Source organism: Streptomyces sp. NBC_01463 (assembly GCA_036227345.1).
Classification (GTDB): Bacteria; Actinomycetota; Actinomycetes; order Streptomycetales; family Streptomycetaceae; genus Streptomyces.
In genome coordinates this window covers 8842839-8858080 of record CP109468.1, presented here as the reverse complement: position 1 = coordinate 8858080, position 15242 = coordinate 8842839, and the positions used below count along the sequence as shown (strand labels likewise).

Annotated in this window: 17 protein-coding genes; 8 read left to right on the top strand and 9 right to left on the bottom strand. The window is 68.4% G+C overall.

From position 1 onward, the window contains the following. Positions 1–104: 104 nt before the first annotated feature. Together OG521_38845 and OG521_38840 are read right to left on the bottom strand one after the other, a co-directional pair. Entirely contained in the window at positions 105–644 is a 540-nt protein-coding gene (locus tag OG521_38845; GenBank protein ID WUW26408.1) for a hypothetical protein, read from the bottom strand. A 135-nt stretch (positions 645–779) separates the two neighbouring features. After that, positions 780–1364, bottom strand: a complete 585-nt coding sequence (locus OG521_38840; protein WUW26407.1) for a DinB family protein — start codon at positions 1362–1364, stop codon at positions 780–782. A gap of 619 nt (positions 1365–1983) precedes the next feature. Between OG521_38840 and OG521_38835 the strand changes: the two genes are divergently transcribed. Then, the gene (locus OG521_38835; GenBank protein WUW26406.1) at positions 1984–2415 is read left to right on the top strand and encodes an NUDIX hydrolase; all 432 of its coding nucleotides are present in this window, start codon (positions 1984–1986) and stop codon (positions 2413–2415) included. 779 nt (positions 2416–3194) lie between these two features. Here the strand turns inward: OG521_38835 and OG521_38830 are convergent. Further along, the gene (locus OG521_38830) at positions 3195–3551 is read right to left on the bottom strand and encodes a MerR family transcriptional regulator (GenBank protein ID WUW26405.1); all 357 of its coding nucleotides are present in this window, start codon (positions 3549–3551) and stop codon (positions 3195–3197) included. A 59-nt stretch (positions 3552–3610) separates the two neighbouring features. Here OG521_38830 and OG521_38825 point away from each other — a divergent pair, with 59 nt between their 5' ends. After that, a complete protein-coding gene (locus OG521_38825; GenBank protein WUW26404.1) occupies positions 3611–4840 on the top strand; it encodes an MFS transporter in 1230 nt (409 codons plus the stop codon). A 33-nt stretch (positions 4841–4873) separates the two neighbouring features. After that, a complete protein-coding gene (locus OG521_38820) occupies positions 4874–5671 on the top strand; it encodes an alpha/beta hydrolase (GenBank protein WUW26403.1) in 798 nt (265 codons plus the stop codon). Positions 5672–5811: 140 nt separating this feature from the next. On the opposite strand, the gene OG521_38815 is transcribed toward OG521_38820, so the two are convergent. The 4 genes from OG521_38815 to OG521_38800 form a co-directional block, all read right to left on the bottom strand. Continuing rightward, a complete protein-coding gene (locus OG521_38815) occupies positions 5812–6474 on the bottom strand; it encodes a class F sortase (protein WUW26940.1) in 663 nt (220 codons plus the stop codon). 90 nt (positions 6475–6564) lie between these two features. Further along, positions 6565–7392 carry a hypothetical protein gene (locus tag OG521_38810; protein ID WUW26402.1) on the bottom strand — a complete coding sequence of 276 codons (828 nt, stop codon included), beginning with the start codon at positions 7390–7392 and terminating at the stop codon, positions 6565–6567. 196 nt (positions 7393–7588) lie between these two features. Beyond that, on the bottom strand, positions 7589–7897 hold the full coding sequence (locus OG521_38805; protein ID WUW26401.1) for a hypothetical protein: 309 nt from the start codon (positions 7895–7897) through the stop codon (positions 7589–7591). Between the two features lie 426 nt (positions 7898–8323). Continuing rightward, complete coding sequence (locus OG521_38800; GenBank protein WUW26400.1) at positions 8324–8914, bottom strand: CGNR zinc finger domain-containing protein; 591 nt, start codon at positions 8912–8914, stop codon at positions 8324–8326. 107 nt (positions 8915–9021) lie between these two features. Here OG521_38800 and OG521_38795 point away from each other — a divergent pair, with 107 nt between their 5' ends. From OG521_38795 to OG521_38780, 4 genes are all read left to right on the top strand, one after another. Beyond that, on the top strand, positions 9022–9660 hold the full coding sequence (locus tag OG521_38795) for a LysE family translocator (protein ID WUW26399.1): 639 nt from the start codon (positions 9022–9024) through the stop codon (positions 9658–9660). 120 nt (positions 9661–9780) lie between these two features. Further along, positions 9781–10506, top strand: a complete 726-nt coding sequence (locus OG521_38790) for a DUF2625 domain-containing protein (protein ID WUW26398.1) — start codon at positions 9781–9783, stop codon at positions 10504–10506. 70 nt (positions 10507–10576) lie between these two features. Continuing rightward, positions 10577–11212, top strand: coding sequence for a DUF2461 domain-containing protein (locus OG521_38785; protein WUW26397.1), 636 nt, complete (start codon positions 10577–10579; stop codon positions 11210–11212). Between the two features lie 293 nt (positions 11213–11505). Further along, complete coding sequence (locus OG521_38780; GenBank protein WUW26396.1) at positions 11506–12180, top strand: AIM24 family protein; 675 nt, start codon at positions 11506–11508, stop codon at positions 12178–12180. A 186-nt stretch (positions 12181–12366) separates the two neighbouring features. Here the strand turns inward: OG521_38780 and OG521_38775 are convergent, their stop codons facing one another. Continuing rightward, positions 12367–13869 carry an MFS transporter gene (locus OG521_38775; GenBank protein ID WUW26395.1) on the bottom strand — a complete coding sequence of 501 codons (1503 nt, stop codon included), beginning with the start codon at positions 13867–13869 and terminating at the stop codon, positions 12367–12369. A 111-nt stretch (positions 13870–13980) separates the two neighbouring features. On the opposite strand from OG521_38775, the gene OG521_38770 reads away from it, so the two are divergent. Continuing rightward, positions 13981–14493 carry a MarR family transcriptional regulator gene (locus OG521_38770; protein WUW26394.1) on the top strand — a complete coding sequence of 171 codons (513 nt, stop codon included), beginning with the start codon at positions 13981–13983 and terminating at the stop codon, positions 14491–14493. A gap of 15 nt (positions 14494–14508) precedes the next feature. Here OG521_38770 and OG521_38765 read toward each other — a convergent pair whose 3' ends face one another. Further along, entirely contained in the window at positions 14509–15228 is a 720-nt protein-coding gene (locus OG521_38765; GenBank protein ID WUW26393.1) for an MBL fold metallo-hydrolase, read from the bottom strand. Positions 15229–15242: the final 14 nt, after the last annotated feature.

Genomic DNA, 15242 nt, shown 5'->3' with positions numbered 1-15242 from the left:
CGCACAGGGTGCGGTGAGCACCGCGACGCGGTTCGAAGGCGGCCGTCATCGATGACATCGGCCTGGTACGCCGCTGCTGCTACCGGCAGGGCACCGCGTCCTCGCTATGCGCTTCCGGTTGCAGGGGCCGGAGGCGCAGGAGGTCGCTCGATGGTGAATGCGCGAGTGGCCGGATTGACCCGGGCGGGCAGCACCGTCCCCTGAGTGGCGCTGCCGAACCGGTACTTCAGGACTTCGTTCGCACACTCGAAGGGTTCGAAACCGGGGCCGCTGATACGCATCAAGAGCCGGACCTGGTAGTGGTCGTCGTTGGTCGGCGGGGCGGAGGCGACTGCCAGAACCAGGGCCGTCGCGTCGACGCCGAGGGCGGCCAGCTGGAGCGTCGCCCGTCGTTCCTCGCGGGCGGAAAGGATGGTGGACATCCCGACGCAGGCGACGAACGCCGCGGCCAGGGCGAGGCCGGCGCCAGCCCACACCCACCCATCGCCGGGCTCGTCGAGGTCGGCAACAGTGTGGACGCCGACATAGACGAAGGCCCCTCCCGCACCCAGGAACAGGACCGCGCCCACGGTGCACGCGATCGCTGTGATCACCGGGCCCTTGGGATCCAACAGGACGGGTTCGCGGGCGCGGGCGGTGGCCATGGTCGCACCCTAGCCGAGCAGACGCGCTGCGCTCCGTCGAGAACGCGAAGTCAGTGGCTACGAATGCTGTGAGCGGTTCGCACCAGGAGACGGCGCGAGATCGCCTGCACGAACATCAAGTCACATGAGAATCCTCTACGCCTTGATGGGTGCGGCCGACCTGGCGGCCTGCTCGATCTTCGCGCAGTACGCCGCACGGGCTTCCTCGTCGATCGGCTGCTCGCTCTCGGGCCGCAACCCGGTCCGGCCGTCGACGCCCTCGCGCAGGATGTCGGCATGACCGGCATGCCTGATGGACTCGCCGAGGACATGGACCATGACGGCGAACAGGTTCGTGTTGAGATAGGGCTCCGGCCACCACGGCACATGGCCGGGGGCATCGAGGGCAAGCTCGTTGATCGTCGCGTCCGAGTGTTCCCACGTACGCCGGTAGAACGCGATGATCTGATCGCGGGTCTCGTCCTCAGTCGCCCACTGATCGCTGCCGTCGGAGTCCTGCCATCGGGAAAGCGGTTCCGGGGAAGGGCGGTCGAAGACCTCGCCGAAGTACCTGGCCTCGACGGTGGCCACGTGTTTGACCAGGCCGAGGAGGTTGGTCCCGGTCGCTGTCAAAGGTCGGCGGGCGTCGTATTCGGACAAGCCGTCGAGTTTCCAGAGCAGCGCCTTGCGGTCCCGCCGCAGTCTCCCGTGCAGGTTGTCTTTCACGAACTCATCGATCATGCGACATGAGCCTGCCATGGGCTGCTCGTGGTCTCAAGGTCCCGCACGTGATGCGGCAACGCCTGACGGAGCCGAAGCCTGGCCATGGCCGCCGCCCTGACCTGCTGCACCGAGCTCCCGAAACCTGCCCCGCAAGACAAGCTCCGAGCCGGCGACCGAGAGCTCTCTCGGCTCCTGAAGGAGCAGCGGGAAGGGCGAGTTGGGTACGGATCAACCCGGCCGCTGACCGAACGTCAGCGATGCGGAATCCTTGGGTCATGAGCGAAGAATCAGAACGCCTGGCGAAGGCTCTCATCGAGTTCCGGGAAGCCGAGAACATCTCCGTGAGGGAGCTTGCGCATCGCACCGGGTTGAGTCAGGCAACTATCAGGCTCCACGAGAGTGATCGCGGACAACCTCCGGTTCCCATCGCGGCCCGCCGCTTCGAGGAGGTTCTCGGCTGGATGCCGGGCAGTATCGTGCCCGCGTCGCGCGATCTGACGGATCTCGAGCTTCCGCCTGACCCCCTGGAGGCCGTACCCGATCAGACTCAGCTCCCCAGCTGTTCGGTGTCGCATCCGAGGCCGGAGAGTGGGTGTTCGTCCGCTGGAACCGCTGAAGGGGCGCCGGCGGATCCGGCATGACCGGTCCTGTGACAGGGAGGCGGCGGGTGGCAGCGGTGATCATTCGGGACCGGCATGTCTTGATGGTGCGTGAGCGAGGCATGGGTCCATCGGGCCGCCACGACGGACAGGAGTACTGGACACTTCCGGGAGGCGGTATCGAGCCCGGCGAGTCACCGGAGGACGCGGTGATCCGCGAAGTGGCCGAAGAGACCGGCCTGGCCGCGATGTCCGTGCGATACGTGTACGACGTTCCGTACCCGTCAGGATGGACTGCTTGCTACCGCATGGACGTGGCACCGGGCGAGCCCGTCCTCGGCATGGACGACGGGCTCGGCTGTGACTGTCCCCGGATGACAGGTCTCACCTGGGTACCGCTGCCTGAGAACGCGTCCGGTAGAACGTACATGGTGCCGCCTCTGCTGATGTCCACCGGCCACACCAGCTGACACGCCGGCCGACAGACAGATCACCCAGCCGCCCCCAGAATGCCGGCGCGGGCCCGCCGAGTGGAGATCGCTCAGAACGCGGGCCTGCGATCCGTCTCTCCCCCAAGACCTTCGTGTCGTCGGTGCGCTCATCTCGACCCACGTGCCCCGGGGTTCACACACTCCCGTACGCATTGCTCTGTGCCGACGCCATCAGGACGGTGGTGCGGTCTGCCAGCTGCAGGCACTGGCAGACCGCTGATCCCGCTCCGGCCCGACGAGAGGAGAACTTCGGCCGGGACGAGACCTGCGCACCGAACGGCGGTCGTCGCCAAAGGAGTTCCGGCTCCTCGGGCCGCGAACAGGGGCCGACGGCGTCGGCTCCGGGGCGCGGTCCTGTGGTGGCCGAGTACCGCCGACAGGTCCGGTGCACGCGTGGGGTGGTGCACGCCCGGGGCCGGATCCTGCCAGGTCACGAACCCGGTCCCGAGCGTTGACGCGGGCCTCTCGCCGAGAAGCCCGCTCCATCTGTCATTCGAAGACGCAGAGCTTGCGGATTGGACGCGGGCGAATGCAGCCGCGACTTCACCCGTTCGGGTGCGGCACTGGTCGATCTCGCCGCCCTGCTGACCGAGCGCCCGGGGATGGCGAGGGCCCACCTGTCACTGCCGGTGCCTAAGTGGTCGGCTTCGGACGTCTTTCGGGGGTTGACGCTGAAGGACCAGGTGTGGGTCCGGGACTGACATGAAGGGCTGCGGTGATTGCTTCCCGTGCCCATGTGGATCGTTTCCAGGTGCGGTTCAGGTTGCCGGGGCTGCGGCGATGACGGTGTCGAGCATGGTTCGCGAAGCGTGCAGCTCGTTGATGGCGTGAGTGATGCGTTCGCGCTCGCGCCGTAGCTCGGTGATGGTGTCGGAGCACACGGGGGTGAGGGTCGGCCCGTCGGTGCAGACGCAAGGCAGGATCCTGGCGATGACCGCCGTGGACAGGCCGGCGGCCAGCAGGCTGCGGATGCGCTGCACCGTGTCGATGTCGACGTCGTTGTAGACGCGGTAGCCGCTGGGGAGCCGGTTCGGGTGGAGCAGTCCCTGTTCCTCGTAGTAGCGAAGCAGGCGTTCGCTGACGCCGGTTCGCCGGACCATCTCTCCCATGCGCATGTGACCTGCACCTCACCGCGTTGACTCTCACATTGGTGTGAGACTTTAGCGTCGATCGCATGACGACGAACAGCGCGGTCTCGCTGACCGCCATCCCGCCCGCGCCGGTGCGGCGGCGCGCGGTACTGGCTCTGCTGACCGCCTGCGTGTTCGTGGTGGGGACCGCGGAGTGGGTGATGGTCGGGCTGCTGCCGGAGCTTTCAACGGATCTGCACCGTCCACTGCCGACCGTCGGAGCGCTGGTGACGGTGTACGCCCTGGTCGTCACCGTCGCTGGGCCTCTGGTGACCCTGGGGATGCTGGGCATCGCCCGCCACCGCACACTGCCGATCTTGCTGGGCGTGTTCGTCGCAGGCAACGCCGCCGCAGCGCTGGCCACAGGGTTCGGCGTCTTGGCAGCGGCAAGGATGCTGACCGCTCTGACGCACAGCACCATCTTCGCGACGGCGTTGGTGATCGCGGTAACCGCGGTTCCGGCAGGGCACCGCGGGCGTGCCATCGCCGTGATCACAGCGGGCTGGAACCTCGCCACGGTTCTTGGCGCTCCACTGGGTACCTGGATCGGCGATCACTATGGCTGGCGTACCACCTTTGCCGGCATCGCCATCCTGGGCGCCGCCATCCTCACGGCCACCACTGTGCTGGTCCGTCCGGCGGCACCGGAGACAGCCGGCCGTCCCGGCAGCGAGGTCCGGGAGATGTTCAAGCCCAAAGTGGCCGTCGTGCTGGCGATCATCGTGGTCACGCAGGCCGGCCTGTTCACCACCTACACCTACATTGCCCCGCTGCTGCGCCAAGTGAGCGGGTTCACCGCCTCCGGGGTCACCATGCTGCTCGCGCTCTTCGGCCTGGGCTCCGTAGTCGGCAACGTCCTCGGCGGCCGCCTGGCCGACCGCGCTCCGTGGGCAGCGTTGTGCGCGCTGCTTGGTGCACTGGCCACGGTGCTGGCCGCCTTCACGCTCACCGGCCAGAGCCGCTGGGCGGCCGCTGCCACCGTACTCGTCCTCGGTGTCATCGCCGCCGCCGTGATCCCGTTGCTGCAAGACCGCGCACTGGCGTCCGCCCCCAAAGCACCCACCTTGGCCACGGCGGTCAGCGCCTCCGCGTTCAACCTCGGGGTCGCAGCCGGCTCCACCCTCGGCGGCCAAGCCGTCACCGCCGGCTTCTCACTCGACGACCTGCCGTGGATCGGCGCGCTGGTGACACTCGCCGCCGTCGGCCTCGCCGCCACTGCTGCCCGGCGCCGCCACGCTCAGCCACGCACCCCGCTGACCCGCTCCACCCCGTAACCCCCCTGAGAACTCGAAGGAGAGACATCCCCCATGTCCTCAACTGCTCTGCCCTCTTCCTCCCTTGGCCGCATCGTGCGCGGCACCGGCCCGGGCCTGCTGCTCGCCCACGGTGCCGGCGGCGGCATCGACGCCAACTTCGGCCCCATCCTGGCGAGTCTCGCGGCTCACCACACTGTCGTGGGGCCCGACTATCCCGGCACCGGCCGCACCCTCCGCGCCGAAGCCCCCCTCGATCTGGACGTCCTCGCCGACGCCCTGGTCGCCGCCGCCGTCGAGGAGAACGTGGACACCTTCGCCATCGCCGGATATTCGCTCGGCAGCCCGGTCGCCATCCGCGCCGCCACCCGCCACCCCGACCGCGTCACCGGCCTCGTCCTGACAGCCGGCTTCGCCCTCCCCAATCCACGGTTCCTGCTGGCTGCCCGGCTCTGGCGCGACCTGCTCCGCTCAGGCGACCTCGAACGTCTGGCCGCGTTCGTGTCCCTGATCGGGCTGAGCGCCCCTGCCTTGGAGGCCATCGGTCAGGACGACCTCGACACTGCCTTGAAGACCACCGCGACCACGATCCCGCCCGGCACACTCGGACAGCTGGACCTGCTTATCGATCAGGTTGACGTCCGCGAAGACCTGGCTGCCGTCACGGTGCCGACCCTGATCATCTCCACCACGTTCGACCAACTGGTCACGCCCTCCCACCACCGGCAACTCGCAGACACGATCCCGGGTGCCGAGTACGCCGAGCTCCCCACGGGGCACCTGCCTTTCGCCGAGCGCCCCGAGGAATGGTCCGCGCTCCATCTCGACTTCCTCGGCAACATCTCCACCTGACGGCGGCCCCACGGCCACCCAAGACGCGTGGTGGGCGAGCATCGCACCGAACTCGCAAGCTTCCCGGTGTCGGTGGCCTCGCAGGCCCCACGAGCTGAACAGCCCAAGGCCGTTCACACGTCACAGACACCAAACGATGTCTAAGTGTGGCTGCCGGTGAGCGTGGCGTAGACGACGACGTTGTCGGTGTAGCGGCTGTCCTTCTTGGAGTAGTCGCCGCCGCACGTGATCAGGCGCAGTTCGGCGCGGCCGACATTGCGGTAGACCTCGACGGTGGGGAACCGGTCCTTGGGATAGCGGGCGGTTCGGTCGACGGTGAACTCAGCGGTTCGCCCGTCCGCGCGCCTGACGTCGATCCGGTCGCCGGGGTCGAGCCGGCCGAGCGCGAAGAACACCCCAGGGGTGCCGTTCCACGTGACATGCCCAGCGATCACGGCGGGGCCGGTCGCTCCGGGAGCGGCTCCAGGGCGGTACCAGCCGGCCTTGGCCGGGTCCCGCGGGGTCTCCATGGCCCGGTTCCTGCCGAGGTCGAGCATCTCCAGTGTCGAGGACACCTTGAGAGAGGGGATCGCGATGCTCACGGGGCGGGATACGGACAGAGCCGCGGTGTCCGGCGCGGCCGATGATGTCGCGGGCGGGTCCGGCTGCGCGGTGGGTTGTGCGGTGGCGACCGCCCGGCCCTTGTCGGTGGCAGGAGGCGGGGTGGGCTGCTGCCGGCTGGTTCCCAGAGCCAGCAACAGCCCACCGGTCAGGAGGAGGGCGACAGCGGTGACGGCGATCGTGACGTTGCGCCGCCCGGACATCGTGCGGTGCTCGCCGTCGTCGCGTGTGCCCTTCATTGCTTCACCTGTCCCTGCGTCCGGCTGTTACGGGGCGTCGATCGGTGCGAAGACTCAGCTGTCGTGCCGGACCGATGCCGGGCGCGTCCGGCGGCGCAGTACGAACAGCCCACCTGCGGCAAGGACGGCCGCGCCACCCGCTGCGAGCAGACCGGGCGCCTCCACGCCCTCGGTGGACCCACTGCCGGTCTCGACACCGCCCACGGGCATGGAGCCGACGGCAGCCCCCTTGACCATGCCGCAGCTCGCCGGAGCCGTGGCCTCCTGCGGAAGCTTCGGGTCGAGCTCGCTCTTCCCCTTGCCGAAGTCGTACTTGGCGTTGCCGTTCGGGTCGATGCCGTGCTGGACGACGTGCAGATCCTTGATGTGATCGGCGACGGCCTGCGAGACGGTGATCGTCCGGGAGTAGCTCAGTTTGCCGTCCTTGTCCGCCACGGGCATCCGGTCGACGGCGAGGCCACTGCCCTTGGAGGTGTCTCCCTTGGTCGTCAGGGAGATGTTGATGTCTCCGTACATCGGCAGGCCCTCGGCGGTGGTGATGATGCCGTCGCCGTTCTTGTCCGCGCTCTTGTCCGGGCAGCGGAAGTCATGGCCGTCGGTCGAGCCGTGGATGTGCTGGGCGTGCGGCATGCCCGGGACCAGGCCCTCGGCCTCGATCTTGACGGTGAGCTTGTCGCCCTCCACGCTCACCAAGGCCGTGCCACTCGCTCCGGAGTCGTTCAGTTGCGCCAGGTCGATCTGGTACGTGTCGCCGTCTGCGGCCTTCGTGGTGTCGCCCGCGACATGGCCGTCGTGCGCCATGGCAGGTACGGAGATCCCGAGGGTCAGTGCGGCGGGCACAACCAGCAGAGCGGTGCAACGAGTTGAACGGCGGAGTATCACGTAAACGCATCCCCTTCCGGCGGTTCCAGTACGCAATCGGAACCGCGTTCGGTCGCTGATGTCGTCTATTCGTCGCCGCCGACGGAAAGGATTGGTCCGAGCACGACAATTTCGGCCGCACGAGCCCACTGGGCGCGTGGACCGGGACGTGATCGAAGAGGTGGACGTGCACGTGGGGCTGGCTGTTGACCCACTGTCAGAGGTCGCTGTCGATCCCGGTGACGGCAGGCGTCCCCAACGGTGCGTCCTCCTCCGCCAACCCCGTCTCCCGCAGGGCGCGGGATACCAGCCCCACGGCATCCAGCTCCGCCTGGTACCGGTCCCCGGCCTCGACTTCGAGGCGGATGGAGAAGGTGCCGTCATCGTTGACGCTGAGCAGGTCGAGCCCTTCACTCTCGCTCAGGTCCGTGTGCTGACCGGCCAGCTTGCCCTCCAGAGTCGCGCGGGACGTGTCCGTGATGCCGGCGACAAAGGTTCCGGGCACGGTGATGAAAAAGGTGGTCATGACAGCTCCTCACGTACGGCGGATGATTTACACGTATCGCTCCGGCTTCCCTGATTCTCGGAAGTTATCGAGGAAGTCGCCGTGAGACCGATGATCAGGCACCGCGGCCTGTCCGTGCCGCAACGACGCCGACAACCCTGGCCCTGCCACGGCCCTGCTCATCGAGACAAAGCCCGGCCTCCTGCGCGCCTCGGGCACTCTCGTACTCCGCCCGGAACGCCGTTCGGGCATTCACCATGGATGGGCAGACGAAGGGCCGGCCTTCCACGACGCACGCGGCCTGGTCCCATGCCTGAGGCTCGACCAAGGAACGTTCGTGCCCCGAGAGGCCCGCCGTCGCCCCAGGGCGCTCACCGCACTCACCGCATGGGATACCGGCCAGTCATGGCCGGGGACGCTGCTTCAGCGCCCCAACCCCGCCTCCGGTCAGCTCCCATCGGTTCGCGGAGCCCTCGTTGTCCGGCTGGCTGTCGTGCGGGAGGTCTCTTCTGTCTGCCGGCTGCGGAAGGCCGCGACGCGCGCGCGGTTCTGGCAGGTGACGGAGCAGAAGCGGCGCCGGCCCCCTGGCGATGCGTCGATGTAGACGTCGGCGCATCGGCGTCCGGTACACAGGCCGAGCCGCTCAGCACTGTGGTCGGAGAGGTACTGGCGCAGGGTGATGGCCGCGGAGGCGAGGACCGCGTTCCCGCTCGCCTCGACGAACCATCCGGGCTGCAGACGGTCGGTCATGGTCCGCACGGTCGGACGGACTGCGGTGTCCGTCAGAAGCGCAGCGATCAGCCGGGCGCGCTCGGCGAGATCGGGAGTGGCGAACACGGGATGCAGGCGATCCGCGGTCTCCGCCAGTTCCCGTTCGGTGAGCACAGCGCTGACCGGCATCAGACCGGCAAGGCGCTCGGCCATACCCGCGCAGTTCGGATACGCCTGTCCTCCGCGGCCGTCCGCGACGCGCGGGGCGGTACCCCACTCGTTGACCAGTGCGGCCAACGTCTCCAGCGGCATCGCCTCGATCATCATCACCATGTCCCCACCGTAACGCGAAGGGTGGGACCTATGCGTTGCACGCTTCATTGACATGACGTAACGTATTGAAAACATTCTACGCGTTACAGGGGTGGTTTGACGTGATCGATCCCGCGGTTCTCCCCGGATATCTCACGGCAGTGCTGCTGGTCACGGTCCCTCCCGGGCCCGACAACGCGTACATCGTCGCGGTTGCCGTGGACCGGGGTCCCCGCGCCGGCGTGCTCTCCGCTCTGGGGATGTCGCTCGGCATGGTCGTGCATGTCACGGCGGCTTCGCTCGGGCTGGCCTTCCTGCTGCAGTCGACACCGGCTGCTCTGACCGTGATACGCCTGGGTGGAGCCGCCTATCTGACCTGGCTCGCGATCACCACTCTGCGAACTGCCAGGCAGTCCGGCCTTGTCGCGCAACCCGCGCCCTCGGATCGGCGAATCCTGGGGCAGGCTGTCCTCACGAACCTCACCAACCCCAAAATCATTGTGTTCTTCGCCGCGTTTCTGCCGCAGTTCGTGCGACCTGGGAACGGTCCGACCGGCGTGCAGTTCCTCACCCTCGGCGTGATCTTCCTGCTGGTGGGCCTCACCTGGGACAGCGTCATCGGCCTGTTCGCGGGACGGCTCGGCGCAACCCTCAGACGCGGAAGCCGCGCAGCCACCGTTCTCGGCATCTCGGCGGGAGCAACTTTCGGGGTACTGGCTCTGCTCCTGATCCTTCAGATCGTGCACCCCGATGCCACATGACCCGGACGCGAACCCCGTCGCACGCCGGTTGACGAACCCTCCGCGAACGGCTCCAGGCCGGCACGTGGCCGAGCCCGTGATGAGGTGCTGAGGCGCCGAGGGAGGTGCGACCATCCTGGGATGCGAGAGATCGACGAGTTGGTCAATGTGGATGATCCGGCGTGGCGGGAGCTTGAGGAGATGCTTTCGGCAAGCTCCGTGCCCGTTCAGGCGCTGCCGGTCGATGTTGACGAGGGCCGCCGATGTCTTCTGCAGTTGCAGGTCACGGCGCGTTCGATGCTGGGTGCTCTGGCGTTGAACACCGGCGGGCTGCTCGTCGACAACGGATGGATGCGGGTGTTCGGTGGGGGTTCGGTCATCAGCGGAGGGCTCCCGAGCCTGGGGACGACCAACCGCTTCCCCGCCGGCTTCGATCCGGTCTGGCACCCCGCGACGGGTCTGGTCGTCGGCCATGACGTCGTGGGTGGGGTGTTCGCGCTGAACGGTGGTGATCCTGCGGCTGCGGGCCGGCCTGGAGGGCCCGGGCAGATGACCTACTTCGCTCCCGACACCCTTGAGTGGGAAGCGATGGAAATGGGCCACTCCGGATGGGTTTCCTGGTTGCTGTCGGGCCGGTTGGAGACGTTCTACGACGGCCTGCGATGGCCCGGCTGGCGTGAGGAAACTGCGGCCCTGGCCTTCGGTGAGGGCATCTCCGTGTATCCGTTCCTCTGGAGCAAGGAGGCGCGGGACGATCTCGCGGCGACGAGTCGGCGACCTGTGCCGATGCGTGAGGTCGTCGGAGTCGCTGCGGACTTCGCCCGGCAGATGGGGCCGTCCGACCCCGGGTTCCTCGGCGACGTGTGACCGGGCCCCGCCGTCACAGGACACCGGGCGTGATGGCCCGCCGGGCCCACCGGTGAGCTATCCTCCGCGCATGCGCGACCAGTTCACCGGATGGCCGGAGCAGGCCATGGACGTGTTGTGGCAGCTCCAGGGCGAACCGGCCCAGGCGACCCGCGAGCGCCTCCGCGCGGACCGCGAACGCCTGGTCCGGCAGCCGATGATCGCCCTGCTCAACGAGCTCGCGGACGCCGTCCCCACGTACGAGGACTTCTCCGTCTGGCACTACCGCACCGACTCCTGGTGGTGGCAGCACCAGAGTGCGGTGATCCGGCTCGGCCGCAAGATCGAGATCGGTCTCCGGTTCTCTCTGGACGGCCTGCGGATCCAGGGCGCCTGGTGGTACCCCGACCCCGGCCAGGTGGACACGTTCCGCACGGCCGTTGCCTCCGAGGGCAGCGGTCGCGAGCTGTCCGCCATCGTCGACGAGCTGCGGAAGAAGGGCTACGACATCTCCGGGGACGTGATGAAGCGTCCCCCGCGCGGCTGGCCGACGGATCATCCCCGTGCGGACCTGCTGCGCCACCGCTCACTGATCGCCGCCCGCGATCTCGGCTGCGAGGAGTGGCTGCACACCCCCGAGGCGGTCGACCGGGTGCTGTCGGCCGCCGCGGACCTGGACGCCCTGTTGTCGTGGCTGGTCCACCACGTGAAGCGTGCCGCTTCCTGACGGCGGGGGGGGGCGACATGCGGCACGGGAGCCCACACCCGTGATGCCGGTGACTGCATGGGGTGCGGATCTCTGGCGCACGGCCAACGCCTCGTGGTCCCCGGTGGCGGGATGGTCTCGACGGGCCTTCCCACCCCGGGCGAGGGCTGATCGGGACCAGGATCGGGCAGGAGCCGATCAGGCCCCAGGCAGACGACCTCGTCGACGGTGTGCAACACCTTGGTTCTCTGCGAGCCCTAAGCGGAGTTCGCCCGTCCGTGACTGCGTGGTTGCGGTGGGGGCACCCGAGGCTCATGCAACGAAATCTCTTCGATCCCGAGAACATCATCCAGCCGGCCGAGACCCTCGGTCTCACGCAACAGAACCCGATGGCGGTGCGGTACGCGGTCAAGGGCGATGCATACGCACGCCAGGGCACGATGGTCGCCTGGCGCGGCTCCCTGGAGTTCGAGCGGAAGGGCCAGGGCGTGGGCAACTTCCTCAAGCGCGCCGTCACGGGGGAAGGCCTGGCTCTCATGAGGGTGACCGGCGAGGGCGAGGCGTGGTTCGCCTCGGACGCGGCCCACTGCTTCCTCATCGACGTGGACGAGAACAACGGCCTGACGGTCAACGGCAAGAACGTACTGTGCTTCGACGCCTCGCTGAGCTACGACATCACCACGGTGAAGGGCGCCGGGATGGCGGGTGGCGGCCTCTTCAACTGCGCCTTCACCGGTAGCGGCCGACTGGCGCTGAGCAGTGCGGGCATCCCCCTGGTACTGCCGGTCTCCCCGCACGCACCAGTGTTCGTGGACACCGATGCGGTCGTCGCGTGGACCCCGCGGCTGAGCACGTCGCTGCACCGTTCGCAGGGAATCGGCTCCATGCTGAAGGGCGGCTCCGGAGAGGCGGTCCAGCTCAAGCTGGAAGGCGAGGGAGTCGTCGTCGTCAACCCGGGTGAGCCGAAGCCGGCGCAGCAGGCGTCCTGACCGGCTACGGGAAACGTCTTCCGCCGAAGACCTCCCGGACGAGGACGAACCAGGCCGTCATCGTCGAGTCCGCTCACCGCCGGATGTTCGCTCACTCGGTGGCCTGAGCCGCTCCGCCCTACGACGGCGGCCCGAACCCGTACGGGCTGACCGGGCCGCTCGTCGTACGCCTTCCCCGGGCCGGACTCACGCGGTGAGGTGCTGCTTGGTGACGGAGCCGCCGGCAGCGGCCTCAGGTGCAATGCCGTGCTGTTCTTCTTCAGGACGGGCGTTCTTGGGCAGCAGGAAGGTGATGGCGAGGAAGACCAGCAGCAGACATGCCTGGACGATCAGCGCGCGGTGGAAGCCGCCGGTGAAGTCACCGGTCTCGGCCCGGGCGAAGAACACCGAGCCGAAGACCGCGACGCCGATGGAGCCGCCGACCGCCTGGACCGCCGAAAGGACACCGGAGGCGGATCCGATCTCGTCGTCGTCGACTGCGGCCAGGATGAAGCTGAACAGGGCGGCGATCACCATGCCGGCGCCGATGCCCGCCACCGCCACGCCGGGAACGATGTCCCAGATCGAGAACGAGGCTGCGTCGAGGCCGTCCAGTTCGAACCACAGCACGGCGGCGCCGCACAGCTGAATCAGTGGTCCGATCTGCAGCACCTTGCGGCCGATCCTGTCCGCGAGGAACGCTCCGCTGATGGCGCCCCCGATCGCGGTGCCCACCGCGAGGGGCAGGTTGCCGAGTCCCGCCTCACCGGCGGTGAAGTGCCGGCCGATCTGGAGGAACAGGGTCAGCACGAGCTGGGTGCCGATCAGTCCGCCGAAGAACAGAGCGATTCCGCTGAGGCCGACGGTGAAGGCCGGCTTGCGGAGCAGGCCCGGGGTCACCAGCGGCTCGCGGCCCGCGGCGGCCGTGCGGCGCTGCTGGAGGGCGAAGAGGGCGAAACCGATCGCCGAGGCGGCCATGGACAGCCACGTCCACAGCGGCCAGCCGTTCTCCTGTCCCTGGTTCAGCGGCAGCACCAGCAGGGCGCAGGACATCACGACCAGGGCGGCCCCGGTCATGTCGACCCGTACCGTTCGGTCGCCCGCCTTCCTGGGCACGAACTTCGCGGCGACGACCAGCGCCGCGATTCCGATGGGCAGGTTGACCAGGAACACCGACCTCCAGCCCAGGCCGAAGAAGTCGCCCTCGATGAGGAAGCCGCCCAGGACCGGGCCGATGATGCCGCCCAGACCGAGGACCGGTCCGAAGATCGCGAAGACCTTGGTGAGCTCGGGGCCGGAGAAGTTCTCCCGCAGCAGGCCCAGGCCCTGGGGCAGCAGCATCGCTCCGGCGATGCCCTGCAGCAGGCGGAAGGCGATCAGCGACTCGATGTTCGGCGCGATCGCACACAGAAGCGAGGCCGCGGTGAAGGCGGCCAGGCCGATCAGGAACATCCGACGCCGGCCGTACCGGTCGCCGAGCCGGCCTCCGAGCACGAGGCCGGCGCCCAGGGTGAGGGCGTAGCCGCCGATCACCCACTGCAGTCCGACGGAACCGGCCCCGAGCGATTTCTCCAGGTCCGGTCCGGCGACGTTGACGATCGAGGCGTCCAGGAGATCCATGATCTCCGCGACGATCATCACTGCCAGGATCAGCCAGCGCCACCGGTAGGGCTCGGTCGTCTCGTCGGGGGTGGGAGATGGGTCACGCACGCCAGATACCTCCATGGTGAAGTAATTCCACGATGAAGGTAAAGTGATGGCGGTAGGTTGTCAAAGCGAAGCGACTGTGCGGACCGCACGGCAGGGAAGAAGGGCAGAGGCATGGAGGAAGCCGTGCGCGACAGCGTCGCGGAGCAGCGCGAACGGCTGATGGAATCGCTGAGGATCTACGGCGGCCACTACGCCGAGTTCGGCCGGCGCTTCGCCGCCTGGCTGGACCTGCACTCCACCGACGCAACCGCGGTCCTGGAGATCGCCGCCGCCGAGGAGCGTGGCACTCCCCTGTCGCCGGCCCGGCTGAGCGAGCGGATCTCCCTGTCCACGGGCGCCACCACCGCACTCCTGAACCGCCTCGAAGCGGCGGGGCACATCACACGCACCCGCGAGCACTCCGACCGGCGCGTCGTCACACTCCGCAGCGGCGCGCACATCCAGGAACGAGCGGACGAGTTCTTCGACCCGCTCTCCCAGCGCCTCGACGCCGCGATGTCGCACTACCCGCCCCAGCTCCTGGAACGGTTCGAAACGTTCATGGCCGACCTGAACACCGCCATGGACAGCCACCTGAGGGATCAGGACTCGGTGACACCGCCTCCGCCGTCCCGGTCGCAGTAGGCGGATGAGCTCGGCTCACACCCAGTCCTTCTCCGGAGTCGCCGCCCGCAGCACCTCGCTCGCACCTTTCAGCACCGGCTCGCCGTGCGGGACGCACAGTGCTTCCACCTCCAGTGAGGCCAGCCGCCTGAAGGAGGCGATGGCCTGCTGCCTGTCCACGTTGAACGGACCGAGGATCGCCCGCCCCTGCGCGGTGGCGACGATGTCGCCCGGGAACAGGACTCCACTGGAAGGGAGGTGCAGCGCGATGCTTCCCGGGGTGTGTCCGGGCACGTGCAGGACCTGGACGGGCTCGCCCCAGCCTTCGATGCTGCCTCCGTCGTGCAGTTCCACATCCACCGCCACATGTTTCAGGGGCTGGCCGTACGCCTCGGAGAACCCCGCCACGATCTGCTCGTGGAGCGCGCGTTCCGGGCCGGTGTGTACGGGCTGGGGTTCGGGCGCCGTGCCGCGGATGAACGGGGCGTCCACGGCTCCGGCGAGGACGCGAGCGCCGGTGGCCTCAACGAGGTCCGCGGCCGAGCCCATGTGGTCGATGTGCGAGTGCGTGAGCACGATCTGCCGCAGGTCCTGCGCCCGGCCGCCGAGCCGCGCCAGAGCATCCAGGATCGCGGGTGCCGAACCCGGCATGGCGGTGTCGACCAGGCCGAAACCGTCGGGCAGGCGCACGAAGTGGACGTGTCCGACCGGGAAGGCCAACTGCCAGATGGCAGGGGTGACCTGGGTGAGTTCCATGGCTCGACGCTAGC

What these genes read in the sequence shown, in the direction of transcription:
- OG521_38790 (WUW26398.1), top strand. Translation starts at nt 9,781, where the DNA reads ATGCGAGAGATCGACGAGTTGGTCAATGTGGATGATCCGGCGTGGCGG.
- OG521_38825 (WUW26404.1), top strand. Translation starts at nt 3,611, where the DNA reads ATGACGACGAACAGCGCGGTCTCGCTGACCGCCATCCCGCCCGCGCCG.
- OG521_38830 (WUW26405.1), bottom strand. Translation starts at nt 3,551, where the DNA reads ATGCGCATGGGAGAGATGGTCCGGCGAACCGGCGTCAGCGAACGCCTG.
- OG521_38765 (WUW26393.1), bottom strand. Translation starts at nt 15,228, where the DNA reads ATGGAACTCACCCAGGTCACCCCTGCCATCTGGCAGTTGGCCTTCCCG.
- OG521_38840 (WUW26407.1), bottom strand. Translation starts at nt 1,364, where the DNA reads ATGATCGATGAGTTCGTGAAAGACAACCTGCACGGGAGACTGCGGCGG.
- OG521_38805 (WUW26401.1), bottom strand. Translation starts at nt 7,897, where the DNA reads ATGACCACCTTTTTCATCACCGTGCCCGGAACCTTTGTCGCCGGCATC.
- OG521_38770 (WUW26394.1), top strand. Translation starts at nt 13,981, where the DNA reads ATGGAGGAAGCCGTGCGCGACAGCGTCGCGGAGCAGCGCGAACGGCTG.
- OG521_38800 (WUW26400.1), bottom strand. Translation starts at nt 8,914, where the DNA reads ATGATGATCGAGGCGATGCCGCTGGAGACGTTGGCCGCACTGGTCAAC.
- OG521_38785 (WUW26397.1), top strand. Translation starts at nt 10,577, where the DNA reads ATGCGCGACCAGTTCACCGGATGGCCGGAGCAGGCCATGGACGTGTTG.
- OG521_38820 (WUW26403.1), top strand. Translation starts at nt 4,874, where the DNA reads ATGTCCTCAACTGCTCTGCCCTCTTCCTCCCTTGGCCGCATCGTGCGC.
- OG521_38780 (WUW26396.1), top strand. Translation starts at nt 11,506, where the DNA reads ATGCAACGAAATCTCTTCGATCCCGAGAACATCATCCAGCCGGCCGAG.
- OG521_38835 (WUW26406.1), top strand. Translation starts at nt 1,984, where the DNA reads ATGACCGGTCCTGTGACAGGGAGGCGGCGGGTGGCAGCGGTGATCATT.
- OG521_38845 (WUW26408.1), bottom strand. Translation starts at nt 644, where the DNA reads ATGGCCACCGCCCGCGCCCGCGAACCCGTCCTGTTGGATCCCAAGGGC.
- OG521_38815 (WUW26940.1), bottom strand. Translation starts at nt 6,474, where the DNA reads ATGTCCGGGCGGCGCAACGTCACGATCGCCGTCACCGCTGTCGCCCTC.